Genomic DNA, 24,650 nt, shown 5'->3' on the forward strand with positions numbered 1-24,650 from the left:
CACCCTGCGCCCGTCATGGCCGGCCCTGTGCCGGCCATCCCGATCCGGAAGAGCGCCGCACCTCAAGCAAGCGAGATCACCGGGACAAGCCCGGCGATGACGCGGAGAGGATCAGGACGGGCCATCCCGATCCGAACAGGCGCGGCGCTTCAGACAAGCGGGAACATCGGCGGAAGGCCGGTGATGACAGAGAAGGGCGGGAGGGCGGTCCGCCTGACCCGCGGTATGAGGTCGGATTGAGGCGCGGCACAGTACACGAAGACTTCATCGCCGCGGAACTTGCCGTGGCCGGGGGGCTCTCCAGTTTCAGGGAGGCCGAAAGGAACTCCCGATGACCCGAGCGACGCGTCTTCCTCTCTATGCTGCCCTTGTCCTGACCCTGGCGATGCCCCTCGGCGCCGGTGCGCAGGAGCAGGCAGGCAACCGGGAGCAGTCCCAGGGCCAGCAGGAGGCGCGTCGGTCGCGGCCGGAGGCCAGGGAGACGCAGGCCCTGCCGCCGGAATCGGTGACGCGGCACAGCCTTCAGCTGCCGGGTCGGACCCTGTCCTTCACCGCCACCGCCGGGCATCTGACGCTGACGGATCCGCAGGGCACGCCGCAGGCCGAGATCGGGTTCGTCGCCTATACCCGGGACGATGCGGATCCGGCGACCAGGCCCGTGACGTTCGCGGTGAACGGCGGGCCCGGCGCGTCCTCGGCCTATCTGCATCTTCTCGCGGTCGGTCCCTGGCTCCTGCCGATGGACGGGCCGACGATCAGCCCCTCGGCGTCTCCGGCTCTCGTGCCGAATGCCGAGACCTGGCTCGACTTCACGGATCTCGTGTTCATCGACCCGCCTGGCACCGGCTACAGCCGCGTGGTCGGGGGCGACCCGGTGCGTGAGCGCTTCTATTCCGTTGCGGGAGACATCGACGGGCTCGCCGCATTCGTCACGCGCTGGCTGAAGGAGAAGAACCGGCTCGTCTCGCCGAAGTTCTTCGTCGGCGAGAGCTACGGCGGCTTCCGCGGACCGCTGCTGGCTCAGAAGCTGCAGAACGACCAGGGCGTCGGCTTCAGCGGCCTCGTGCTCGTCTCGCCGGTCTTCGACTTCGACTGGCTCGAGCAGGGGACCGCCGGGGCGCCGTGGACCTATTCGGCCCTGCTGCCGTCCCTGGCCGCCGCGAAACTGTCCCGCACCGGGCCGGTGTCCCGGGAGGCGCTCGGGAGCGCGGAGGCCTACGCGTCCGGCGAATACCTCGTGGACCTCATGCGGGGCCTGCGGGACAAGGAGGCCGTCGACCGGATCAGCCGGCGCGTGGCGGAGTTGAGCGGGCTTGATCCCGAACTGACCCGTCGCCTGGCCGGACGCATCGACATGCGCACGGTCCAGCGCGAGCTCCGGCGCGGATCGTCCGAAATCGTCAGCGCCTACGACACCAACGTGGCCATCGCGGACCCCAACCCGTCATCGCAGTCTTCCCGCTTCGACGATCCCGTGCTCGATGCCATGACGGCGCCCCTGTCGAGCGCCATCATCCAACACCTGGCCCAGACCCTGAACTACAAGGCGGACGGGCGCTACAACCTGCTGAACGGATCGGTCAACGGCGCATGGCGCTGGGGCGGCGGCCGCAACGGTCCCGAAAACCTCGACGAGCTGCGCCAGGCCCTCTCTCTCGACGGCAGGATGCGCGTGCTCGTCACGCACGGCTTCACCGACCTGGTGACGCCCTATTATGCCTCCCAGCTGCTCCTGAACCAGCTGCCCGAGCTCGGTCCCCAGCCGCGTGTGACGCTGAGTGTTTACGAAGGCGGCCACATGTTCTATTCGCGGCAGGCGTCGCGGCAGGCCTTCAAGGCCGATGTGCAGCGCCTCTTCGACGAGGCCCTGCAGGCGAGGGCCGTGGACAACAGGGATTGATGGGAATGCATGTGAAGGTTCTCTCGAGCGTCGCTTTCGTCGCGCTGGTTCTGGCGGCCTGCACCAGCACGGGCAGCGCGCCACCGGCTCCTGCTGTGGCGATCGCTCCGGCGCCGGCCGTCACCCCGGGGCCCGTCATCGATGGGCCTACCCTGGGACCGGACGGTCGCTGCACCGTCACGGGATTCGGCCGGGCGACCACCATCGAGCCCGGGATCACCGAGTGCGACCTCGTGCGCCTGAAAGGCAAGCCGGCGACGGATGTGCTGGTCGGCGAGAGCGGCAAGGGCCAGCGCGAGGTCCAGGTGCTCTATTCCGAGCCCGGCGGCCGTGAGCTGTACTTCTTCGTGAACAACCGGCTCGACCGGATCGTGAAGCCCTGATCCTGCCTTGACGCAACGGCCGTGGCCGGTTCACCGGCTGCCCTTCGGGGTCGGGTCGACTGAAATGTCGAAATGCAGCACCTCCTCGCGGGTGCCGAGCTTTTCGTAAAGGGCAATGGCGGGTTCATCGCCGTAATCGGCCTGCACGTAGACGACCCAGCCCCCGCGCTGGGCGGCGATCCCGCGCAGGTGCTCGATGAGCGCGGTGGCGACATGCCGACGGCGATGCGCCACATGGACCGCGAGGTCGTAGATGTAGAACTCCCGTCGCGCCTTCTCGAACTTCTCGAGCTCGTAGGAGACGAGCCCGCCCAGCACGTCGCCGCCCGACAGCGCCACGAGCACGACGACGTTTTCCTTGGCGAGAAGTCCTTCCAGATAGGCGTCGCTCGGCGGCTCGGACGCATAGGAGGCGGGATCGTCGAATGCAACGGCGAACAACGCGTTCAGCTTGCGCAGAAGCGGGACGTCACCGGGTCCGAGACGGCGGATGGGGAGCGGGATCGACGACATGGCTTCACCATAGGGCAGCGGGGGCGTCCAGGGCATTCCCTCCGGAGCCGGCGATGCCTCGGGTTTCTGACGCGAGATCGAACGTCAGACGGGGCGCCTGACGCGATTTTCCGTGCGGGAGGTCGCGCGATCGTAGAGATGTCGGATGTCGTCGAGGCTGCGGATCGCCGGGCCGGAGCGCCTTTGAATGACCGCGCTCAATTGCCGGAACTTGTCGTCGGACCAGTCCTCGATCACGAGGGCAACGGCCTTTTTGAGAGGAAGCGTCGCGACCTTCACGGGCAAAAGGTCGGCATTCCGGGACGGTCTGCCGATGGCAAACAGATCGACGATCTCTTCGAGATCATGAGCAGCGGTCACAATCCTCTCCATGGGGGCCCGGGCTGGCGCGATCACGGGCAGAGGAATGTCGCAGTTCGCGACGTGAACCTTCAAATGACCATAGGAGGTAAGCAACAGCCATCATGGGCATCGGCCTTTCCGGCGCTCGAAAGCGGGTGACCTCGTCAGCGCCAGACGCACGGGAAGGGAGCCAGCGGATCGTTGTCGTTGCCCGGCTCGACCTCCCGGGCTCTGAAGGGAGCAAGCGGCACGAAGGCCCGTGAGAAGAGCCTTGCCGTGCAGTAGGACATCACCTGATTCATCCAAGCCTCCATCAAAGGCAGCAGAAGGCTACCTTAGGGAAAGCTGGACAGATGTGCTGTCCCGCACGCGATATTACCTTACGGCATCATTACCTAACCGCATGCTGCGCCAGGAACGCCGCGCGCTTCCAATGCAACCGGGCTTTCGATTTGATCGGCGGGCGGGTCGCATTGTCGTTGACGGCGGAAGCCGAACTCTCGGTCAGATGGGCCAGCGGCAAGAGACCCACCTCGAAGACTTTGTCGGTGCAGGCGGAAATTTGGATCCTCATCGGTCAGCCTCCCCCATAAGGCTCTTTCGAGAATACGTTCCTGCTCCGATTCTGCGCGGGCCCCGAGTAGGTAACTCTGGAGCCCTGCGGGGGTAGGTAGGAGGAGGTACGGGTCGGATTGCCGTGCCCGCACCCCGATCCTCGACCGAGAGGACTGGCTGAGCCGCGTCTTTTCTCAGTAGACGTCGTAGCGCCGGACGGGCCGGTCATAACCGCCATCGTCCCTGAAATCACGGTCGTACCCGCGGTCGTAGCCCCGCCGCGGCGGAGGCCCCCGATAACCGTCGTCGCGCCAGCGGTCGCCGCGGTCGTATCCACGTGCGACGAACGCGCAGCGCTTCGGGACACCCGGTGCGGGATCGCCGAAGACCCGGTTCGAGCATGGGATGCCACGTTCTCGAACGAACATTTCCGCGCTCCGTCCGGGAACGCCGTAGATGACGCGGGTGGGGTAGGGAACGCGGCAGAATTCGTGTTCCCGCGCGCAGGGCACCAGGCTCTGAGCCTGTGCCGCCGGCACCGTCCCGAAGAGTGCACCGGTGGCCAGCACCGCCGTTGCCAATACTGCGCGAAGCATGTCTCGTTCTCCATCGTGAGGTCGTCAATATACGGGGCGGAGGATGAACGATGTTATAACGCCTTGTTCAGGGGCGATTGTCCGGCTCGCGGGCAACGCCTCGAGCCGCGACGATCACGATGGAAAGCGTCCACCGCGGGATGGGATCCGGTCCGCGGTCGAAAAATGCGGGACGGGGAAGCCCGCTACGCGCCGGCCTCATCGATCTCGCTGCTGAGCGTCAGCCATTCTTCTTCGACGGAGGCCAGGGTCGCGGCGGCTTCGGCGCGCATTCTGGACAACTCGGTGGCCTTCGCCGGATCCTTCTGGAAAGCGGTGCCGTCGGCGAGCGCGGCGTCGATCTTGCCGATCACGTCCGTGAGCTTCGCCATTCGACCCTCGACCCCTTCCAGCTTCTTGCGCAGCGGTGCCAGGGCCACCCGTCGCTCGGCGGCGGCACGACGCTCCTCCACCTTGGAGGCGCCGGGCGCCAGTGGCTTGTCGGAACGTCTCTGCGGATCGAGATCGCCGGACAGCACGAGCTGACGGTAATCGTCCATGTCGCCGTCGAAGGGCTTCACGCCGCCGCTGCCGACGATCCAGAGTCGGTCCGCACAGGCTTCGATCAGAAAGCGGTCGTGGCTCACGAGGATGACCGCGCCCGTGTAGTCGTTGATCGCTTCCATCAGAGCCGTGCGGCTGTCGATGTCGAGATGGTTCGTCGGCTCGTCGAGGATCAGCAGGTGAGGGCCGTCGAAAGCCGCCAGTCCCATGAGCAGGCGCGCCTTCTCGCCACCCGACAGGGCGGACACCGGGGTGTCCGCCTTTGCACTCGGAAAGCCGATCTGTGCAGTCCGGGCCCGAATTTTGGCGACCGGCGTGTCGGGCATCCGCTCGGCGACGTGGTCGTAGGCCGTCGCCTTGGGGTTCAGCTCGTCGAGCTGGTGCTGGGCGAAATAGGCCACGTCCATGCGGCTGGGCGTGCGCATCTCGCCCTTCATGGGCGCCAGCCTGCCGCCGATGAGCTTGCAGAAGGTGGATTTGCCATTGCCGTTCGAGCCGAGGAGCGCGATCCGGTCGTCCGGCGCGATCGTCAGGTTGAGGCGATCGAGCACGATCCGCTCGCCGTAGCCGACGGCGGCGCCTTCGACCGTGATCAGCGGCGGCGCCGCGGGGCGTTCCGGGCCGGGCAGGTTGAAGGGCAGCACGTCGTCTTCCACGATGGTCGCGATGGGCTCCAGCTTGGCGAGGCGCTTGACGCGGGATTGCGCCTGACGGGCCTTGGATGCCTTGGCCTTGAAGCGGTCGACGAAGGCCTGGAGATGCTTGCGCTCGGCCTCCTGCTTGGCGGCCATCTTGGCCGTCAGCTCGCGCTTTTCCGCGAACTGCTTGGCAAACGACGTGTAGCCGCCGCGATAGATTGCGAGCTTGCCCCGGTCGAGATGGAGGATGTGGTTGACGCAGGCGTCGAGGAGCTCTCGGTCGTGGCTGATGACCAGCACCGTGTGCGGGTAGCGTCCGAGATAATCGTAAAGCCAGAGGGTGCCCTCGAGGTCGAGGTAGTTGGTCGGCTCGTCGAGGAGCAGCAGGTCCGGTTCGGTGAAGAGCACGGCGGCGAGCGCCACGCGCATGCGCCAGCCGCCGGAGAAATCCGAGCAGGGCCGGTTCTGAGCCTCGGCATCGAAGCCGAGCCCGTGCAGGATCGCGGCGGCGCGGGCGGGTGCCGAATGAGCCCCGATATCGGTGAGCCTGGTCTCGATCTCCGCCCGGCGGAGGCCGTCCGCCGTCTCGGCCTCGACTAACAGGGCGCTGCGCTCCCTGTCGGCCGCGAGCACGACGTCGATCAGGGATTCGGGCCCGCCGGGAGCTTCCTGGGCGACCGCGCCGATCTTCATGCCGCGGGGAAGGGTGACGCTGCCGCTCTCGGTGGCGAGCTCGCCTTGGATGATCTTGAACAGGGTGGTCTTGCCCGCGCCATTGCGCCCGACCAGCCCCACCTTCGCGCCGGTGGGCAGGTTGAAGGAGGCGTGGTCGAGGATCAGCCGGTCGCCGATGCGGTAGGTTAGGTCGTTGACGTGAAGCATGCCGCCTTTTGGCGCGGGACGGCGGCTCTGGCAAGGTCCCGGTCCTGGGCCGCGACCGGACGCCACCTAGCCTGAATCGCTAGTGACAAGACCCGCAATGCCTGGGAAAGGGGTGGATCAAATGACATACTGGCTATGGAAAATATGTGCTATAGCCAAGGATAGCATTCAGGGGGAGAGGACCGATGGCGCGGCTCGCCGGGATTAAGCTTTTCAAAGGGCTGGACATCGACCTGGAGCGGTTCGAGGCGCGGGCCAACTGGCGCCGCTTCGATCCCGAGGAGGTTCTGGTCGACTTCGACGAGCCGTCCACGGACGTTTACTTCCTGCTCTCGGGCGAGGTTCGGGTCCTCATGCGCACGGCCTCCGGCAAGGAGGTCATCCTCTATGAGATGAGGCCCGGCGACCTGTTCGGGGAGCTGGCGGCGCTCGACGGGGTGCCGCGTTCGGCCAATGTGACGGCGCTGACCCGCGGGGAGGCCTGCGTGATGCCCGCCACCGTCTTCAAGGAGCTCCTTTTCTCCCATCAGCCCATCGCCGAGCGGTTGTTCTGCCTCATGGCGTCCCGCATCCGCGAGCTGAACGCCCGGTTCATGGAACAGACTGTGCTCGATCTCCGGCACAGGCTCTATTCGGAGCTCCTGCGGCTGTCGACGCCCCGTCAGGACCGGTCGGGGGAGCGGGTCATCACCCCGCCGCCCTTCCACCACATCGTGGCGGCCCGGATCGGCTGCCGGCGCGAGCAGATCACGCGGGAATTCACGATGCTGACCCAGGAAGGCTTGATCGAGCGCACGCGCGGCGCGCTGATCCTGCGGCAGCCGGACGTGCTCAAAGCGCGCGTAGCCGAGGCGATGCAGACGGACCACTAGCCGGCTCCGTCGGACCGTAGGCGGCGAAGAAGACCCGGAGCGCGTGCTCCACGTTCTTCTGGATCTCGGCTTCCGTCGGCGGCTCTCCGACCGAGAAGAGCAGGCGGCGCAGCATGCCCGACACGCAGAGATCGAGGAAATGCTGGGCGGCCACGTGGGTATCCTCGATGGACAACCGGCCCGCTTCGACCTGCCGGTCGAAATAGGCGCCGAGGCGGGCGAGCCCCTGGCACGGCCCGGCCTCATAGAAGGCCTGTCCCAGATGGGGGAACTTCTCGGCCGCGCCCATGACCATACGGATCGAGGAGATATGTTCAGGCTTGCCCATGCGGCGCAGGTAGCCCAGGCCAAGCGCCTTCAGAACGCCGCGGACATCGGGATCATTCGCATCGAGCTTGAACAGAACCTCGGCCAGCCCTTGCTTCTCCTCCGTGGTCAGAGCGGCGAAGAGGCGTTCCTTGCTGTCGAAATAGACGTAGAGGGTGCCCTTCGACACCCCGGCGACCTTGGCGATTTCGCCCATGCTGGCGCCGTCGAAGCCCTCAGCCAGGAAGACCTTGCGGGCGCCCTCCAGGATCTGGCGGCGCTTCGAGTTCTCCGGGCTCTCGTCGGTCGGAGAAGAAAGTGCCTGATCTCGGGTGCTGTCATGCACGGCGCTCATAGCTTCTCTTGTATCCTTTTTCGTCATCGCTATTGACCGAACGGTTCGGTCAACTCATATATGGCAGGTGACTGGCAGATATCAAGTCTGCAACGATAAGCCCGAACCATCTCGAACAACGGGCTTTAAGTTGGCTTGCAGAGGTTCACATGGCTTATCGGGACGAGTTTGAGCAGGGCGCCAAGGAGCGCCTCGAGACGGCTAAGGGCGGGCAGCCCGTTCAGGCGCCCGAGCCTGTTCAGGCCCAGCCTCATGCCGCCGAGCCCAAGGCACGGAAGAAGGGTTTCGGCAAGAAGCCCGTGATCCTCGCCATCCTGGCGGCCGCTCTGGGATTCGGCGGCTACGAGGGCTACCATTGGTGGACGGACGGGCGCTTCATGGTCTCGACCGACGACGCCTATGTACAGGCGGACATCACGATCCTGTCGGCCAAGATCTCCGGCTACGTCGCCTCCGTGGCCGTCACGAACAACCAGAGCGTCAAGGCGGGCGACCTGATCGCCAAGATCGACGATGGCGATTATGGTCTTGCCCTCCAGTCGGCCAAGGACAAGCTTGCGACCCAGCGGAGCGCCATCGTGCGCCTCGGGCGCCAGATCGAAGCGGGCCGCGCCTCGGCGCTGCAGGCGGAGTCGCAGGTGGTCAGCGCGCAGGCCGAGGCCGAGCGCGCCGAGGGTGACTATGCCCGTCAGCAGCAGCTCGCCCGGTCCGACTACACCAGCCGCGCCGCGCTCGAGAACGCCAAGGCTGCCCGTGACCGAGCCAATGCCGACGTCAAGAGCGCCCAGGCGGCGGTGGCGGCGGCTCAGGCCAATGTCGAGGTTCTCGCTGCTCAGAAGAACGAGGGCGAGCGGCTTGCGGCCGAGTATCAGACCGCCGTCGACAAGGCCGAGCGGGATCTCTCCTTCACGGAGATCCGCGCGCCCCTCGACGGCATCATCGGCAACAAGGCCGTGGAGGTCGGCACCTATGTCCAGCCCGGCGCGCGCCTGGCGGCTCTCGTTCCGCTGACGAGCGTCCATGTGGATGCCAACTTCAAAGAAACGCAGCTCGCGTCCCTGAAGCCCGGCCAGAAAGTGCATGTGAAGGTCGATGCCTTCCCGGATTCCGACATCGTCGGTACCGTGGAGAGCGTGTCGCCCGCCGCCGGCGCGGTGTTCAGCCTGCTGCCGCCGGAGAATGCCACCGGCAACTTCACCAAGATCGTCCAGCGCGTGCCCGTCCGGGTCACCGTCAATCCCGAGGTGGCCCAGCAGGGTCTGCTGCGCCCGGGCCTGTCGGTGGTGGTCGACGTGGATACCCGCACCGGCGCTGACGCCGCCAAGACGGCCAGCATCAAAGAGTAGGAACTATGGCCGCATCGGCTGCTGTTCAAGCAAAGCCTCAAGGCATGCCGGCCGCGAAGCCGGCGCCGCTCGACCGGCGCCGGACATTCGCGTTCTTCTGCATGGTCTTCGGCATGTTCATGGCGATCCTGGACATCCAGATCGTCTCGGCTTCGCTCGCCGAGATCCAGGCGGGCCTCTCGGCCTCGTCCGAGGAAATCTCCTGGGTGCAGACGAGCTACCTGATCGCCGAAGTGATCATGATCCCGCTTTCGGGCACGCTCTCGCGCGTGCTCTCGACCCGCTGGATGTTCGTGATCGCGTCCGGCGGCTTCACTGCCATGAGTTTCATGTGCGCGACCGCGACGAACATCGAGCAGATGATCGTCTACCGCGCCCTGCAGGGCTTCATCGGCGGCGGAATGATCCCGACCGTCTTCGCCTCCGCCTTCACGATCTTCCCGCCCGAGAAGCGGCCCGTGATCTCGCCGATCATTGGCCTCGTGGCGACGCTCGCGCCGACGATCGGCCCGACCCTCGGCGGCTATCTGACGGATCTCTTCTCCTGGCATTGGCTGTTCCTGGTCAACATCGTGCCGGGCATCTTCGTGACCGTTTCGACCTATCTGCTTGTCGACTTCGACGAGCCCGACCTCAGCCTGTTCAAGAGCTTCGACTGGGTGGGCCTCGGCTGCATGGCGGCCTTTCTCGGTAGTCTGGAATACGTGCTGGAAGAGGGGCCCAACAACGAATGGTTCCAGGACGAGGCGGTGCTGATCCTCGCCATCGTGTGCGCCGTCGGGGCGATCGGCTTCTTCTATCGCGCCTTCACGGCCAAGCAGCCGATCGTGGACCTGCGCGCCTTCACGGACCGCAATTTCCTGGCAGGCTCGTCCTTCAGCTTCGTCATGGGCATTGGCCTCTACGGCCTGACCTATCTCTACCCGGTCTATCTGGCGCGGGTGAGGGGCTATTCGTCCCTGCAGATCGGCGAGACCATGTTCGTGACCGGTGCCACCATGTTCCTCATGGCCCCGGTGGCGGGGATGCTGTCGCGCAAGATGGACCCGAGGCTCATGATGGCCATCGGCTTCGGCGCCTTCGCGTTCGGCACCTGGCAGATCACGGGCCTGACCAAGGACTGGGATTTCTGGGAGCTGTTCGTGCCGCAGATCTTCCGCGGCGTTGGCCTCATGATCTGCATGGTGCCGATCAACAACATCGCTCTCGGCACCCTGCCACCGGACCGGATCAAGAATGCGTCCGGCCTCTACAACCTGACCCGTAATCTCGGCGGCGCCGTCGGCCTCGCGGTGATCAACACCCTGCTGAACAACCGCCTCGACCTGCATCTCCAGCGCCTGCGCGAGAGCGTCAGCTGGGACAGCTCCCGGGCGTTGGAGACCCTCAATGCCCTAACCATGAGGTTCCAGGGGCTCGGCACGGATGCCAATGCGGCGGCGATCAAGACCATGTCGAACATGGTCAGGAAGGAAGCGCTCGTCATGTCCTTCGCCGACGTGTTCCTGCTCCTGACCGTGCTGTTCCTGGGCCTGATCTGCGCCTTGCCCTTCATCGAAAAGCCTCGTGCCGCGCCAGCAGGCGGCGGGGGGCATTAGCTAAACCTCCAAAACTTAAGCCCGGCTCTCGAACCGGGCTTTTTTTATCGTCCGGATGCCTTCAGCCTGAGCCTGCGCAGCAGGACATAGACCTTCTCCACCGCTCCGGGTCCGCACGATGCGCTATCGTCGATCCTGCTCCGACGTCACGGTCGAACCCTGAGCCTGCGGGGTTGTTCCCGTTGCCGGGACATCCGCAGGACGGGCCTGCGTATCAACGCTCACCACCACCGACATGCCCGGCACCAGTCGGTCCGTGAGCGCCTGGCCGGGATCGATGGCGATCCGCACCGGCACCCGTTGTGCCACCTTGGTGAAGTTGCCGGTGGCGTTGTCGGTCCTGATCACGCTGAATTCGGAACCGGCGGCGGGCGAGAAGCGCTCAATCCGCCCGGCGAGCTGCGCATGCTCCAGAGCGTCGACCGTGAAGGTGACAGGCTGGCCGACCCGCATGCCCGGAAGCTGGGTTTCCTTGAAGTTGGCGACGACCCAAATCCGCTCGGGCACGAGGGCGAGCAGCTGCGTGCCGGCCGATACGTATTGACCGACGCGCGCGCCGACCTCGCCGAGGCGCCCGTCCTCAGGAGCCACGATGCGCGTGTTCTGCAGGTCGATCTCGGCCAGCCGGACGGCGGCCTCGGCGCCCTGAACGACCGCCTCGAGGGATTGGCGGTTGACGAGGGTGGATGCAAGATCCTGGCGCGAGACGGTCAGCGCCGCCTCGGCCTGGTGCAGGGCGGCAGTCGACTGGTCGAAGCCGGCCCGGGCCTGATCGGCCTGGCTCTGCGTCGCGACCCCCCGTTCCAGGAGCGGCGAAATCCTGTTCCAGTTCGCTTCCGCGGCATTCAGAGCCGCCCGACTGCTGTCGACCTGGGCTTGGCTCGATTCGATCCGTGCCCGGTCCGAGCGCTCCTTCTGCTCGGAATTGGACAGGGCCGCCCGCTGGCTGGCCAGGGTGGCTTTCGCCTGCTCGAGCTTCTGCGCGAAGATCCGGTCGTCGATCTTCACCAGGAGCTGCCCCGCCTTTACACGCTGGAAGTCCTGCACGGCCACTTCGGCCACGTAGCCGGCAAGCTGAGGCGCAATCACCGTGATCTGTCCCCTGACATAGGCATTGTCGGTGGTCGCGACCGAGCTCGTGAAGGGCGGGAGACGCCAGGCATAGAGCACGAGGGCGACACCGGCGATGCCGATGATCACGGCAATGAGGGAGGCGGTGGATCGAAAGAACTTGGTCATGATGATTTTAACTGACGGCCGGTTGCGGTTCGGGTGAGAGGCTCTTGCGGATCGCACGGATCCCGAGATGGAGGATCATCGCCGCGAGCGTGAAGGCGGCCGCGAGAGCAATGGCCAGGAAAGCGTCATTGTAGGCGAGCACGGTCGCCTCCCGGGTGACCTGCTGGCCCAGGAGCGCCACGCCCTCCGCGTTGAGCAGGGATCGATCCGTGATGACGCGGCCGTAGGTCCCGGCCAGTTGCGCAATACGTTGAGAGACGAGTGGGTTCGTCGAAGCAAGGTGGTCGACCAGGTCCTGGAGATGAAATCGAGTCCGCCAGGTGATGAAGGTGCCGACGAGGGCTGATCCGATCACGCCACCGAGGCTCTGCGTCGTCAGGAAGACGACGATGAAATTCAGGATGAAGGTCGGCCCCCGCTGCAGGGCCAGCGCCAGCCCTGTCGCCATGGCGGGAGGCAGGAACAGGACCCCAGCTGCCGCGATCAGCGCCTGGCTCACGTACATCTGCTCAGGCCTTGTGAGGCTCGTTGCGTTGCTGTCCATGAGTGCGCCGATCAGCAGCAGGACCAAGGCGACCATCTGAGCGGCTGTCTCGCGGCCGGGCTTGACGAGAAGGATATAGCCCAGGCCGGCCGTGATGGAGGCCCCGATCACCACCAGGGACAGGACTGTCATCTGCTCGTTTTGCAGTCCTAGGGACTGGAAGAACGTGAAGGCGCCGGCCGTCTGTTCCGACATGAGAAGCCGGAAGATCATGAGGGTGCCGGCGAGATGCAAGATCTCTTTCTGGGCAAGCCATCGGATATCCAGAAAGGGCGTCTCGCGGTTGAGCTCGATCGCGACCGCGCAGGTGAGCGAAGCGAGGCCGAGGGCGAGCATGACCCCGAGCCAGGGCGCTTCGAACCACCAGTAGACCCTTCCCAGCACGAACACCATGGCGATGAGACCGAAGCCGACGGCAATGAAAAGATAGCTGACGACGTCGAGCCAGTGGATCACCTTGGCACGCGGCGGAGGCGTCAGGGGCAGGAGGTACACGGCCGCGAAGGCCATCATGGCGAGGGCGATCTCGAACAGATACAAACCATGCCAATCGCCGAGCATCAGGAGGTCCGGCGAGATCAGGCGGGCCAACGGGGCGCCCAATGCGATGTTCGTGAGGACGAGGGGCTGGCCGACGCTCAGCTTCTTGGCCGGGGGCAGCGGCTCCAGCATGTACAGGAAGGCGAGCGTCGAGATGGGCGAGGCTGCGATGCCGCTGAAGAAGCGCACGATGAGGGCCGATTGCAGGTCCCGCACGAAGATGTGCAGCAGCATCACGAGGACGAACACGAGAATGCTCAGCTCCGCGAAGTTGCGAAGCCCGAACTGTGCCCTGACCTTCACAAGGATCAGCGACAGGCTCACATTGGGCGCCATATAGGCGGCGATCAGCCAGGTGACTTCATTCGTTGTGGCGCCGAGCGGCCCCTGAAGCTGAGGGAGGTTCGCCGCAGCAAGGTTCATCCCCAGTCCTTGAGTGAGTGACAGGAGAAGGGACGTCAGCATGTAGAGCGCCGCCCGGGACCAAGGCATGGGAGTTGGCGCGGGCGGGGCGGGTGCCGCCTGCGGCTCGACCGGCTTCGAAGCGGTTACGGCGTTGGAGCCATGGGGAGAACTGTCGTCGGAGGTCGCTGTCACCGAATGCACACTATCTTCAGCCGGCGGATTCGATATTCCGCACCATGGCGTGGAAAACGCGGAGGGCTGCCTTGAGATCGTCCTCGCTGGTCTCTTTCAGGACATCGCTACGGAACTCCTGAACGAGAATGTTCACGTAGGCGGCCTGTTCCTGTCCCGCTTCCGTGAGGGCGATCTGCTTGGCGCGCCTGTCGCCGGCCACCGGTCGGCGTTCGATCAGAGCCTGCTTCTCAAGGCTGTCGAGAAGGGGGACCAGGGTCGGGCCCTCGATCTCCAGCAGGTCTGCAAGTTCCGTCTGTGTCATGCAGCCGTTCCTTCCCAGGAGCATCAGGGCTCGTGCGCGCGCCAGGGTCAGACCTTTGGCTCGGACCCGAGCGTCGAAGAGGGTGCGCATCTTCCGGCTGACCTTCCAGATCTCCTCGGAAAAAGCCGCCTTGGCAGGAGTCGTCATGACCAACTTAGACCACATATTATTAGGGCACTAATTATATGGGTGCTCGATAGCTCAGCCCCGGACCGCCTACAAGCCTCATCGTCAACTGCATCGGGCAGGGGAGGGTTGCAGTGAACGCGGTTCCCGATCCGACGGGCAAAGACTTTTAATGTGTTGTTCTCGGGGGCCGAACATCATAGCTTGCCCGCAGGTTTCCTCGTTCAAGGCCGAAGTCAAAGCATCTTGCCTCCTCCCTCCCGCCAATCCGCCTCCGTTGGCGCCGTGCGCCGTGCCTTTGCGCCCTGGTCCAATCCCGATGCCAAGCCGCTCATCCGCTTTTCCAACGTCACGAAGCGGTTCGGGGACGGTGTGGCGGTGGACCACCTTTCCCTGGACATCTTCGAAGGCGAGTTCTTCTGCCTGCTCGGCCCGTCCGGCTGCGGGAAGACGACCCTCATGCGCATGCTCGCGGGGTTCGAGACACCCAGCGAGGGCAGCATCACCCTGGGCGATCAGAATCTGGCCGGGGTACCGCCCTATCGCCGGCCGGTGAACATGATGTTCCAGTCCTATGCTCTCTTCCCCCACATGAGCGTGGAGAAAAACATTGCCTTCGGCCTGAAGCAGGACGGCCTGCCAAAGGACCAGATCGCCGAGCGTGTCGGCGAGATGCTGCGTCTCGTTCAGCTCGAAAAGCTCGCGAGGCGCTATCCGAGCCAGCTCTCCGGCGGCCAGCGCCAGCGGGTGGCGCTGGCCAGGGCTCTGGCCAAGAAGCCCAAGGTGCTGCTGCTCGACGAGCCCCTGGGCGCCCTTGACAAGAAGCTGCGCGAGGAGACGCAGTTCGAGCTGATGGACATCCAGCACGAGCTGCACATGACGTTCGTGGTGGTCACGCACGACCAAGAGGAGGCCATGACCATGGCCGACCGGATCGCGGTGATGGATCACGGCCGCATCGTGCAGGTGGCCACCCCGGGAGAGATCTACGAGCAGCCCAAGACCCGTTTTATCGCGGAGTTCGTGGGCGACGTGAATATTCTGGAGGGGCACGTGCAGGGTCGGGAGAACGGCCTCTGGCGTGTGAAGGCCTCATCGGCCGAGCGATCGCTCACCATCGACGATCCGGACGAAGTGCTGCATTCCGGGCAGGCGGTGGCCATCGCGGTGCGGCCCGAGAAGATGGTGATCCATCGAGACCCGCCGGGACCCGGCGCCGTCAATGTGCTCAGTGGCGAGGTGTGGGACATCGGCTATCTCGGCGACTGGACGGTCTACCGGGTGAAGCTCGCCACCGGCGAGATCCTGCGCGTCACTCGCGCCAACGCTTCGCGGTTCGTCGATAATCCCATCGACTGGGACGAGCAGGTCCATGTCACGTTTGCGCCCGATGCGGCGGTGATCCTGGCGGAATAGCCATGGTCGAACGTTCCCTCCCGCGACGCCTGACCGCCGGCCTCGTGCCGGCCATTCCCTATCTGTGGCTTGGCGGGCTCTTCCTCGTGCCGTTCCTGATCGTCCTCAAGATCAGCCTCTCGGACGCGGCGGTGGCCCAGCCGCCCTACAAGCCTGTCTTCGAATGGGGCGACATCACCGGGTTCTTCGGCGCTCTTGATTTCGAGAATTTCGAGCTCCTGACCCAGGACGATCTCTATTTCCGAGCCACGCTGTCCTCCGTGCGGATCGCCGCGGTCTCGACCCTGCTGCTCCTGCTGGTAGGGTTTCCGATCGCCTACGGCATGGCCCGTGCGCCGGAGCGGTACCGTTCGCTGCTGGTGGCGCTCGTCATCCTGCCATTCTGGACGAGCTTTCTCATCCGCATCTATGCCTGGGTGGCGATTCTGAAGCCGGAGGGCCTGCTCACTCAGGCGCTGACGGGCATGGGCCTGATCTCCCAACCGTTGGACATCCTCAACACCGAAACGGCCGTCTTTATCGGCATCGTCTATGCCTATCTGCCCTTCATGGTGCTGCCGCTCTATGCGACGCTCGAGAAGATGGACGATACGCTGCTCGAAGCGGCCCTCGACCTCGGCTCGCCGCCCTGGCGATCGTTCTGGACGATCACCGTGCCGCTCGCCATGCCGGGCATCGTCGCCGGCTCGCTCCTGTGCTTCATTCCGGCGGTGGGCGAGTTCGTCATTCCGGATCTTCTCGGTGGCTCGGAAACGCTGATGATCGGCCGGCAGCTCTGGAGCGAGTTCTTCTCCAACCGCGACTGGCCGCTGGCGTCAGCCGTCGCGATCCTTCTGCTCATCATCCTGGTGGTGCCGATCGTGATCTATCGCGACGTCGAGGCGCGGCGCGTGGAGGCGCGGCCATGAACCGGCGTCTGAGCCTATTCAACGTCACATCGCTCGTGATCGGGTTCGCGTTCCTGTATCTGCCGATCCTGCTGCTGATGATCTATTCCTTCAACGCCTCCCGGCTCGTCACGGTCTGGGGCGGCTTCTCGACCCAATGGTACGGTGCGCTGTTCCGGAACGAGGCGCTCATGGAAGCGGCCTGGGTGACTGTGCGCATCGCGCTTCTCTCCGCGACTCTCGCGACCATCCTCGGGACGTTGGCGGCCCTCGCGCTCACTCGCTACGGGCGCTTCCCGGGACGGACGCTCTTCACCGGAATGGTCTATGCGCCCATGGTCATGCCTGAGGTGATCACCGGCCTGTCGCTGCTCCTGTTCTTCGTCGCCATCGACCTGGACCGCGGCTTCTGGACCATCACGCTGGCGCATACCACGCTCACCATGTGCTTCGTGACCGTGGTGGTTCAATCGCGCCTCATGACGTTCGACCGTTCGCTGGAAGAGGCGGCCATGGATCTCGGGGCGCCGCCCCTGCGCACGTTCTTCTCCGTCACGCTGCCACTGATCGCTCCCTCCATCGTGGCGGGCTTTCTGCTCGCCTTCACCCTGTCCATGGACGACCTGGTGATCGCGAGCTTCAATGCCGGGCCTGGAGCGACGACCCTGCCGATCAAGATCTACAGCCAGGTGCGGCTGGGGCTCTCACCGGAGGTGAATGCCGCCTCAACCATCCTGATCGGCATCGTGACGCTCGGCGTGATCGGCGCGACCCTGCTCAGCAAGTGCTCCGTCCTGCGCTCGCGCCGGAACGCTCACTGAGCCGTAGCCTGCGGGCGCGGTTCGTTGGCCGGAATGCGTTCGGACGGAAAAAGCGGCTTGGCGGCGCCCGAGCGTTCGATGAGGGAACGGATCTCCGGCGAGACCGCGACATTGTCCCAGTCGCCGACGACGTTGAAGACGAGCGCGGGGGACTGGCCCACCGGGGCTCCGGCCGGCGAGACGTTCGCCGTCACGCGGAGCTGGCGGTCGACCAGAAGAACCTGGCCCGTAAGGTCAGCCTGCACGGCAGGCCCCCGAAGATGGGCCTCGGCAATTTCCCCGACACCATCCTTCACCAGAATCTGCGCCTGGACCTTATCGAAAGGCGTGCGGCCGCCCTTCCAGTTGAGCGACGCGAGAAGCGGCCGCTTCTCCACTCGGCGTAGGGCGTCATCAAGGGCAATTCCGACGATCTCCCCGTCGCTGACCTCAATGGAAGAGCGGCCCTGCGCCTCCCGGATCACGTCCGCGGGGTTCTTCCCCAATCCCTCGAAGCTGAATTGCCCGGTCGCGTGGCCGGTGATCCAGCGAGGCTCTCCCATGGCGGCCAGGAAGGGCGCGATCTTCACCCCCGCGAAGGTGCCCTGGCTCTTGAACTCGACCTGGCCATTCTGCTTCACCAGGGACAGGCGGCCCTTGAGGCTGCCGTCGTTGAAGCCGGCCCGGCCGATCGAGGCTTCGATTCGGCCGGATTGCACGAGCACACTGGCCGCCATGTCCTCCAGGCTGAGCCGGCCGAGGCTCGCGGTCGCCGCCGAGAGACGCAGATCGAGGTCGGCGCCGGTGGCCCTGGTCAGATCGATGGTCTCCTCGCTCCATGAGCCGGAGGAGGTTCGGGCCTGCGAGAACGGCGCAAAGAGGTCCGACAGGTTGAGCGTATCGGCCGCAAGGGTTCCCGTGATCACCGGACGATCCGTATCGAAACGGACGCCGAGCGTCCCCTCCAGCTTGTCCTCGCCCATCGTCACGGAAACGGCCGGCCAGGATAGGCGCCGACGGTCCATGGAAAAGTCTCCCGCGACGGACACGGCGCGCACCAGCGAACCGAAAGGCAGGTCAACGCCGCTCCACCGGGTGAAGTCACGCACCGATTTGGCCTGAATGGTGCTCTCGCCGGTGATCCGAGGCGTGTCTCCAAGCTGCGCCTCTCCCTCGGCCGCAATCCGGACGGACTGTGAGGCCAGCGTCAGGGCAAAAGGGCTGATCCGGTCGGACGCCAGAAGTTCGGGGAAGACAGATGACTCCTCAAGGGAGATTTCCTCGTCGCGCCAGAGCGCCGAGCCGACCATGGTCATGGGCTCGGCCGCATCGGCCCAGCGTATGACGAGGTTGAGCTGGTCCAGGTTGGCATCCTTCAGATCGGTCCAGCGCAGGGTCGATTTGTTGATAATGAGGCGGCGGGCATAGGTCCCGCTCGCGCGATCCTTGAGAGCCTCCGTCCACTTGATGGATCGCAGGGCCCGAGCCGATCCCGTGATGCGTGTTTCCGTAAGGTCGAAATCCGAGAGCTCGATCCGGCCCAGGAGCAGTGGCAGCAGGCGCAACTCGCCTCTCAGCGTCCCGCCGTCGGCCCTGATGGCCTGGTTCGGGAACTCGAGCGTGACATTCTCGAATTTCACCCGTGGAATGGGCAGAACGGCAAAGGTGCTGCGTCCTCTCACCGTCAGATCGAGGCCGTACCTGTCCTTCACATGCTGCGTCAGCTCCGCCGACAGTCCGCCGCCCGGCAGCGTCCAGGGAGAGGCTGCCGTTCCGAGAACGGCGAGCGAAATCAACGCAATGAGGAGGACAACGCGGCGGGACATGGGACGAATGTTGTAAACCTTAAGGCCTGCCTCGCAAGCGGAGATGAGGGGATGTCCTCAGGCAAGACCGAAACCGTGAATCGTTTCCATATATCCATATGAAGGGATTGTCTAAATTGAGGCCAGGTTGCAGGGTGGCCGCCATTCGGAGCGGAGCGGCCAAAACGTCGCAACCCGTTTTCGATCGTTTCTTCTGGCGTGTCGCGGGGCAAAAGTGGACCCGGTTTCGCTGACGCGGCCTCCGGGTCCGTCCCGAACGACGCGCCGGCAAAGGCTTCGAGCATCGGGTGGATCCCAAAGGTGCCTTCCACTTTTGGGGCCGATGCTCTAGCGAGCGTGGATCGCCCATGGGGAGAGGTTTTGATGGATAAGGTGTACAGCGATGCGCAGGCAGCGCTGGCCGGAGTGGTCAAGGACGGCATGACCATCATGGCCGGTGGCTTCGGCCTGTGCGGGATACCGGAGGCCCTGATCGAGGCGATCCGTGACTCGGGGGCGAAGGATCTGACCTTCATCTCCAACAATGCGGGCGTGGACGGCATCGGCCTCGGCCGCCTGCTGGAGACCCGCCAGATCCGCAAGATGATCTCCTCCTATGTGGGCGAGAACAAGCTGTTCGCGCAGCAATTCCTCTCAGGCGAGCTGGAGCTTGAATTCAACCCGCAGGGCACGCTGGCCGAGCGCATCCGCGCCGGCGGCGCGGGCATCCCGGCTTTCTACACCAAGACCGGCGTCGGCACGCTGATCGCCGAGGGCAAGGAAGTGCGTGAGTTCAATGGCGAGAAGTATGTCATGGAGACGGGCCTGTTCGCTGACATCTCCATCGTGCACGCCTATAAGGGCGATACGGAAGGCAACCTCGTCTACCGGAAGACGGCCCGCAACTTCAACCCGATGATGGCCACCGCATCCCGGCTGACCATTGCCGAGGTCGAGAATTTGGTGCCTGCCGGCGAGATCGACCCCGATTGCATCCATACGCCGGGCATCTTCGTGAAGCGCATGGTTCATTTGCCGAACCCGGCCAAGCACATCGAGCAACGCACGACCCGCAAGCGCGCCGAGGCTGCGCCGGCCGGGGCAGGGGAGGAAGTCTGATGGCCTGGACCCGTGAACAGATGGCCGAGCGCGCGGCCAAGGAGTTGCGCGACGGCTTTTACGTGAATCTCGGCATCGGCATCCCGACGCTGGTCTCGAACTTCATCCCCAAGGGCATGCGCGTCCAGCTCCAGTCGGAGAACGGCATGCTCGGCATGGGGCCGTTCCCGTTCGAGGGCGAGGAGGATGCGGACCTGATCAATGCCGGCAAGCAGACGATCACCGAACTGCCGACCACCAGCTATTTCTCGTCTGCCGACTCCTTCGGAATGATCCGCGGCGGCCATATCGACCTGTCGATCTTGGGCGCCATGCAGGTGGCGGAGAACGGCGATCTCGCCAACTGGATGATCCCGGGCAAGATGGTGAAGGGCATGGGCGGCGCCATGGACCTGGTCGCCGGCGTCAAGCGCGTCGTGGTGGTGATGGAACACGTGGCCAAGGCCAAGGACGGCTCCGAGGATCCCAAGCTCCTGAAGGCGTGCAGTCTGCCGCTGACGGGGACCGGCGTCGTCGACCTGGTGATCACAGATCTCGGCGTCTTCTCCATCGACAAGAAGGGCGGCACCGGCATGACCCTTATCGAACTCGCGGACGGCGTGACCGTGGAGGAGATCAGGGCCAAGACGCAGGCCGAATTCAAGGTTGCCCTCGGCAGCGGCCAAGCCAGCGCAGCCTGATCATACCGGCGCCTGCAAAGGACGAGCGGTAGAGTCTAGGCAGGCCCCGGGACTGACCGGGGCCTGATGTCGTTCAGATGGAACCGAGGCTGATCGCGGCCCGTTGCCGCGTATCGTCGCCATTTCACCGAAACGACATGACACTCCTCGGCCCAGGCACCCTTCATCTCTGCATCGACATGCAGCGCCTCTTTTCGGCCGAGGGGCCGTGGCCGACGCCATGGATGGAGCGTGTCCTGCCGACCGTCGTCCGGATTGCCGAGCGGGCTCCGGACCGTACGGTCTTTACCCGATTCATTCCCCCGTTCCGGCCTGAGGATATGCCGGGCACATGGCGTCGCTATTACGAGGAGTGGCGCCAAGTCACCCGTGAGCATCTCGACCCCAGGCTGCTGGAACTGATGCCGCCGCTGCAGCGGCTCGTTCCGCCGGCCATCATGCTGGACAAGCCGGTCTACTCAGCCTTTGCAGGTCACAAGTTGCGTGATCTCGTCAGCGAGCGCGGCGTCGATACCCTCATGATCACAGGCTCCGAGACCGATATGTGCGTTCTAGCCACCGTGCTCGGCGCAGTCGATCTCGGCCTGCGCGTTCTGATCGTCGCGGACGGCGTCTGCAGTTCATCGGATGAGGGGCACGATTCCCTCCTGACCCTGTATTCCAAACGTTACAGTTATCAAGTCGAGACCGTAAGCAGCGAGGTCGTGCTGAGCCAATGGCCTTCGTGAGGGCGCCCGGCTTCAGCGTCTGTATTCGAGCTGCATCGCGACGAGATCGGCCGTGGATGGTCCATAGCGCGCTGCGATTGCCTGCAGGGCGCGATCGAGAGCTTCCGCAGGTCGCTGGCTGCCGATTGCCGGCAGAAGGTGATCCGCCGACCAGTTCGTCGCGACCTTGTCGGGGATGATGCGGATGTGGCTGCGGGTCTCAAGGGGATCCTCGCTCCGCGCGAATGCCACGGCCCTCGACCGATAGGTTCTCGACCAGGCATCCGCCACCAGGGCGAGCGAAACTTCGTCTGCTCCGGGCCGGAGATCGATGCCGAGCTGCTCTCGGTTCCAGAAGGCCAGGCTGTTGCCCACGACCGTCAGGGCGAACGGGCGCGTGACAGCGAACGCTTCGCTTTCGTGGCGTGCGTCCCAGTGGGGAAGGCCGAGATCCTGGGCAACAGCCTCGGCCCTGGGCCGGCCCGCAATGGCCTCGATCAGGGTGAGCGCCATCGGCATCGAGGCGGTAATCCCGGTGGTGGTCATGACCCCTCGGTCGACCACGATCCTCCGGTCCGCGACATAGCGCATGGCGGGATTCTTCTTGCGCAACTCCTCAATGAAATACCAGTGGGTCGTCGCCTGTCTTCCGTCGAGCAATCCGGCAGCACCGACGATCTTGGCGCCGGCGCAGACGCCTACGATAATGGCGCCCTTGGCGGCCTGACCCCTGATCCATTCCAGCACGACCGGATCGTCGTCACGGCTCATGGCGGGAACGATGACGAAATCGGCGCCGTCCATGTGTCGCTTGTCGAACTCCGCGACAGTCATGTCCGGCATGATCTTGAACGCCGGGTAGAGCGTCACGGGGCCCGGCTTCGTCGCCAGCGCGACCACATCTGCCACATCGGCTCGCCGCAGGATTCCGTAAGGCATGAGATAATCAGTCGTCTCGGTCGCATCGTTGATGCCGATGATCGCGATGAGTGGGCGCTGGCGCTTGGGAGGCTTCAAGGCCGCCAGGGTGGCATCGGCTTCCTCCTTCGGAACGGATGGCATGCCGTCGACCTGAAGGGCAGGGGGCAGAGAGAGCATCCAAACCGTGCCGATTGTCGCGAGGAGCGCGGCGACGCCCAGACAACTCCACAAGACAAGCCGCTTCTTCATGCCACTCATGCTCCGATGAGCCTGCCGTGACGTATCCTAGGTCGTGTCGCGGATGGGGTCTACTTCATCCCTTTGGGCCATGCCGCCTCTTCACAGATCTCTTGGACGAGAATGGATTCGGCGTGGGGCCGTCCCTTCAGGGTCGGTCGTCCAAGCCCGAAAAACTGGTTGCCGAACTGTCTAGGCCCTCCTCCGTTCTCGGCCGGGACTCGGCGCTGCGCACGAGCTGGATGACCGGAACTAGACCAACGAGGACAATGACGAGCGCGGCGAGCGATCCGTCTTCGAAGCGGCCCCGCGAGGCATAGGTGTAGACGAGCGTCGACAGGGTCTCCGTGTTGAGAGGCCGCAACAGGAGGGTCGCAGGCAGCTCCTTGATGCAGTCGACGAAGATCAGCAGGGCGGCGCTGGCCAGGGCCGGGCGCATGAGCGGAAGCTGGATCCTCCGGACCATTTCCCTTCGCGATGCGCCGAGGGTACGCGCGGCATCCTCGAGACTTGGCGAAACCCGGTCAAGGCCGGCCGAGAGCGAGCCGGTCGCGATCGACAGAAAGCGGATCACATAGGCGATGACGATGCCGCCGGCGGCACCCATGAGCAGGAGGCCGAGGCGCTCCCCAGTGAGACTGCGCCAAAGGGTCCCGATGAGATTGTCGATCCCGACGAGGGGCGTCATCAGTCCCAGGGCCAGAACCGTTCCGGGCACCGCATAGCCTAGGCCGCCGATGAAGAGGGCACCCGCGGTGAGCGGGCCTTTGGACAGGCGAGCGGATGAGACCAGCACGACGGCAAGGAGCAGCACGACACAGGTCGCAAAGACCGAGAGCCCGATCGTCGTCAAGAAATGGGCGAGGAATTCGGCATCGAACTGGCCGAAGAGGCTGCCGCGGAAGGTCTCACGTAGCAGGAACGCCGTCGGCAGGATGAAGCCGAGCACGACCGGCACCGTGCAGAGCACCGTCGCCGCCCAGCGGCGTGCTCCGCGCAGCGGAACCGGATGCACATTGCGGTGCCGCTTGGGCGAAGCCGCATAGCGTCGATCCCTCCGGCCGTAGCGTTCGATCAGGATCAGTCCCATCACGAAAGCGAGCATGACGCACGCGATCTGCGCCGCGCCCGGCAGGCTGCCGCGGTTGAGCCACGTGGTGTAGACGGACACGGTGAGTGTGCGCACCCCCAGATACTCGCTGGCCCCGATGTCGTTCAAGGCTTCGAGGAGAGCGAGCGACACCCCGACCGCAAGGGCAGGGCGGGCCAGCGGAAGCGCGATGATCCGGAAGAGCTTGATGCGGCTGGCGCCGAGGGTCCGGGCCACTTCCAGCATGCTTGCGCTCTGCGTCAGGAACATCGCCCTGGCCGCGATGTAGATGTAGGGATAGAGCACCGCGGACATCACGAGGATACAGCCCGGGAGAGATCGGACCTCGGGAAACCAGTAATCGGTTCGCGACCTCCAGCCCATGAGGTCTCGCAGGGCCATCTGCACGAGACCGGCGGAGTCGAAGACCTCAACGTAGATGTACGCCGTGATGTAGGTCGGCACCGCGAGCGGCAGCGGTAGCAGCCACACCAGGATGCCCCGGCCGGGAAACCGGTGTGCGGTGACGAGCCAGGCCGCGGTGATTCCCATCGAACCGGCGACGATGCCGATTCCCGTCAGCAGAGCCAGGGTGTCTATGATGCTTGCCGGAAGAACGTTGGCGATGAGATGCGGCCAGATCTCCGCGTCGCCCTCGGCGGCAATGCCGATCAAGGCTGCGACCGGCAGGAGTATGAGCAATCCGATTGCGGCGACGGCGGCCGAGAGCCACCAGGGAAGGCTCTTCGCCTTTCGCCCAAGCGAGCGGCCGAATGCGGTCTGGGTTTTCGCAATCACGGTCAAACGGA

General features: G+C 64.9%; 24 protein-coding genes. 11 read left to right on the forward strand and 13 right to left on the reverse strand.

Going from position 1 to position 24,650, the window contains the following annotated elements; genetic code table 11:
• The first annotated feature begins 331 nt into the window (after positions 1–331).
• Positions 332–1,900, forward strand: a complete 1,569-nt coding sequence (locus tag KBI52_RS26610) for a S10 family peptidase (protein WP_210812280.1) — start codon at positions 332–334, stop codon at positions 1,898–1,900.
• Complete coding sequence (locus tag KBI52_RS26615) at positions 1,900–2,283, forward strand: hypothetical protein (protein WP_173949113.1); 384 nt, start codon at positions 1,900–1,902, stop codon at positions 2,281–2,283. The genes KBI52_RS26610 and KBI52_RS26615 overlap by 1 nt, the downstream gene beginning before the upstream one ends.
• A 30-nt stretch (positions 2,284–2,313) precedes the next feature.
• Here KBI52_RS26615 and KBI52_RS26620 read toward each other — a convergent pair whose 3' ends face one another.
• The 6 genes from KBI52_RS26620 to KBI52_RS26645 form a co-directional block, all read right to left on the reverse strand.
• The gene (locus tag KBI52_RS26620; protein ID WP_210812322.1) at positions 2,314–2,796 is read right to left on the reverse strand and encodes an AAC(3)-I family aminoglycoside N-acetyltransferase; all 483 of its coding nucleotides are present in this window, start codon (positions 2,794–2,796) and stop codon (positions 2,314–2,316) included.
• Positions 2,797–2,880: 84 nt separating this feature from the next.
• Complete coding sequence (locus tag KBI52_RS26625; RefSeq protein WP_259060074.1) at positions 2,881–3,156, reverse strand: hypothetical protein; 276 nt, start codon at positions 3,154–3,156, stop codon at positions 2,881–2,883.
• A gap of 146 nt (positions 3,157–3,302) precedes the next feature.
• Positions 3,303–3,440 (reverse strand): hypothetical protein, encoded by a 138-nt coding sequence (locus KBI52_RS26630; protein ID WP_173949114.1) that lies wholly within the window; start codon positions 3,438–3,440, stop codon positions 3,303–3,305.
• Positions 3,441–3,529: 89 nt separating this feature from the next.
• On the reverse strand, positions 3,530–3,712 hold the full coding sequence (locus tag KBI52_RS26635) for a hypothetical protein (protein ID WP_173949115.1): 183 nt from the start codon (positions 3,710–3,712) through the stop codon (positions 3,530–3,532).
• Positions 3,713–3,887: 175 nt separating this feature from the next.
• Entirely contained in the window at positions 3,888–4,289 is a 402-nt protein-coding gene (locus KBI52_RS26640; RefSeq protein WP_173949116.1) for a hypothetical protein, read from the reverse strand.
• Positions 4,290–4,474: 185 nt separating this feature from the next.
• Complete coding sequence (locus KBI52_RS26645; RefSeq protein ID WP_210812281.1) at positions 4,475–6,352, reverse strand: ABC-F family ATP-binding cassette domain-containing protein; 1,878 nt, start codon at positions 6,350–6,352, stop codon at positions 4,475–4,477.
• Between the two features lie 185 nt (positions 6,353–6,537).
• Between KBI52_RS26645 and KBI52_RS26650 the strand changes: the two genes are divergently transcribed.
• Positions 6,538–7,224: a Crp/Fnr family transcriptional regulator gene (locus KBI52_RS26650; RefSeq protein ID WP_173949118.1), complete on the forward strand. Its 687-nt coding sequence runs from the start codon at positions 6,538–6,540 to the stop codon at positions 7,222–7,224.
• Here KBI52_RS26650 and KBI52_RS26655 read toward each other — a convergent pair.
• Complete coding sequence (locus KBI52_RS26655) at positions 7,184–7,885, reverse strand: TetR/AcrR family transcriptional regulator (RefSeq protein WP_210812282.1); 702 nt, start codon at positions 7,883–7,885, stop codon at positions 7,184–7,186. The genes KBI52_RS26650 and KBI52_RS26655 overlap by 41 nt on opposite strands.
• A gap of 149 nt (positions 7,886–8,034) precedes the next feature.
• On the opposite strand from KBI52_RS26655, the gene KBI52_RS26660 reads away from it, so the two are divergent.
• The gene (locus tag KBI52_RS26660; protein WP_210812283.1) at positions 8,035–9,231 is read left to right on the forward strand and encodes an HlyD family secretion protein; all 1,197 of its coding nucleotides are present in this window, start codon (positions 8,035–8,037) and stop codon (positions 9,229–9,231) included.
• A 5-nt stretch (positions 9,232–9,236) separates the two neighbouring features.
• Positions 9,237–10,829 (forward strand): DHA2 family efflux MFS transporter permease subunit, encoded by a 1,593-nt coding sequence (locus tag KBI52_RS26665; protein ID WP_210812284.1) that lies wholly within the window; start codon positions 9,237–9,239, stop codon positions 10,827–10,829.
• Between the two features lie 123 nt (positions 10,830–10,952).
• Here the strand turns inward: KBI52_RS26665 and KBI52_RS26670 are convergent, their stop codons facing one another.
• The 3 genes from KBI52_RS26670 to KBI52_RS26680 form a co-directional block, all read right to left on the reverse strand.
• Positions 10,953–12,068, reverse strand: coding sequence for an HlyD family secretion protein (locus KBI52_RS26670; protein ID WP_173949122.1), 1,116 nt, complete (start codon positions 12,066–12,068; stop codon positions 10,953–10,955).
• Between the two features lie 7 nt (positions 12,069–12,075).
• Entirely contained in the window at positions 12,076–13,644 is a 1,569-nt protein-coding gene (locus KBI52_RS26675) for an MFS transporter (protein WP_173949204.1), read from the reverse strand.
• Between the two features lie 121 nt (positions 13,645–13,765).
• Positions 13,766–14,200: a MarR family winged helix-turn-helix transcriptional regulator gene (locus KBI52_RS26680; RefSeq protein WP_210812285.1), complete on the reverse strand. Its 435-nt coding sequence runs from the start codon at positions 14,198–14,200 to the stop codon at positions 13,766–13,768.
• A gap of 225 nt (positions 14,201–14,425) precedes the next feature.
• On the opposite strand from KBI52_RS26680, the gene KBI52_RS26685 reads away from it, so the two are divergent.
• Genes KBI52_RS26685 through KBI52_RS26695 form a run of 3 tightly spaced genes read left to right on the forward strand, consistent with a single transcriptional unit; the run spans position 14,426 to position 17,303 of the window.
• On the forward strand, positions 14,426–15,595 hold the full coding sequence (locus KBI52_RS26685; protein ID WP_210812286.1) for an ABC transporter ATP-binding protein: 1,170 nt from the start codon (positions 14,426–14,428) through the stop codon (positions 15,593–15,595).
• A gap of 2 nt (positions 15,596–15,597) precedes the next feature.
• Positions 15,598–16,503, forward strand: coding sequence for an ABC transporter permease subunit (locus tag KBI52_RS26690; RefSeq protein WP_173949125.1), 906 nt, complete (start codon positions 15,598–15,600; stop codon positions 16,501–16,503).
• Positions 16,500–17,303 (forward strand): ABC transporter permease, encoded by an 804-nt coding sequence (locus tag KBI52_RS26695; RefSeq protein ID WP_173949126.1) that lies wholly within the window; start codon positions 16,500–16,502, stop codon positions 17,301–17,303. Before KBI52_RS26690 ends, KBI52_RS26695 begins: the two co-directional genes overlap by 4 nt.
• Here KBI52_RS26695 and KBI52_RS26700 read toward each other — a convergent pair.
• Entirely contained in the window at positions 17,297–19,108 is a 1,812-nt protein-coding gene (locus KBI52_RS26700) for an AsmA-like C-terminal region-containing protein (RefSeq protein ID WP_173949127.1), read from the reverse strand. The genes KBI52_RS26695 and KBI52_RS26700 overlap by 7 nt on opposite strands.
• 363 nt (positions 19,109–19,471) lie before the next feature.
• Between KBI52_RS26700 and KBI52_RS26705 the strand changes: the two genes are divergently transcribed.
• The 3 genes from KBI52_RS26705 (at position 19,472) to KBI52_RS26715 (ending at position 21,614) form a co-directional block, all read left to right on the forward strand.
• Positions 19,472–20,206 (forward strand): CoA transferase subunit A, encoded by a 735-nt coding sequence (locus tag KBI52_RS26705; protein ID WP_173949128.1) that lies wholly within the window; start codon positions 19,472–19,474, stop codon positions 20,204–20,206.
• Entirely contained in the window at positions 20,206–20,886 is a 681-nt protein-coding gene (locus tag KBI52_RS26710) for a 3-oxoacid CoA-transferase subunit B (protein ID WP_210812287.1), read from the forward strand. Before KBI52_RS26705 ends, KBI52_RS26710 begins: the two co-directional genes overlap by 1 nt.
• Positions 20,887–21,023: 137 nt before the next feature.
• Positions 21,024–21,614: a cysteine hydrolase family protein gene (locus tag KBI52_RS26715; protein ID WP_173949130.1), complete on the forward strand. Its 591-nt coding sequence runs from the start codon at positions 21,024–21,026 to the stop codon at positions 21,612–21,614.
• Positions 21,615–21,626: 12 nt separating this feature from the next.
• Here the strand turns inward: KBI52_RS26715 and KBI52_RS26720 are convergent, their stop codons facing one another.
• Both KBI52_RS26720 and KBI52_RS26725 read right to left on the reverse strand, forming a co-directional pair.
• A complete protein-coding gene (locus KBI52_RS26720; RefSeq protein ID WP_173949131.1) occupies positions 21,627–22,763 on the reverse strand; it encodes a DJ-1/PfpI family protein in 1,137 nt (378 codons plus the stop codon).
• 136 nt (positions 22,764–22,899) lie between these two features.
• Positions 22,900–24,639 (reverse strand): iron ABC transporter permease, encoded by a 1,740-nt coding sequence (locus KBI52_RS26725; protein WP_259060726.1) that lies wholly within the window; start codon positions 24,637–24,639, stop codon positions 22,900–22,902.
• Positions 24,640–24,650 lie beyond the last annotated feature (11 nt).

Source organism: Microvirga sp. HBU67558 (assembly GCF_018069605.1).
GTDB classification, from domain to species: domain Bacteria; phylum Pseudomonadota; class Alphaproteobacteria; order Rhizobiales; family Beijerinckiaceae; genus Microvirga; species Microvirga terrae.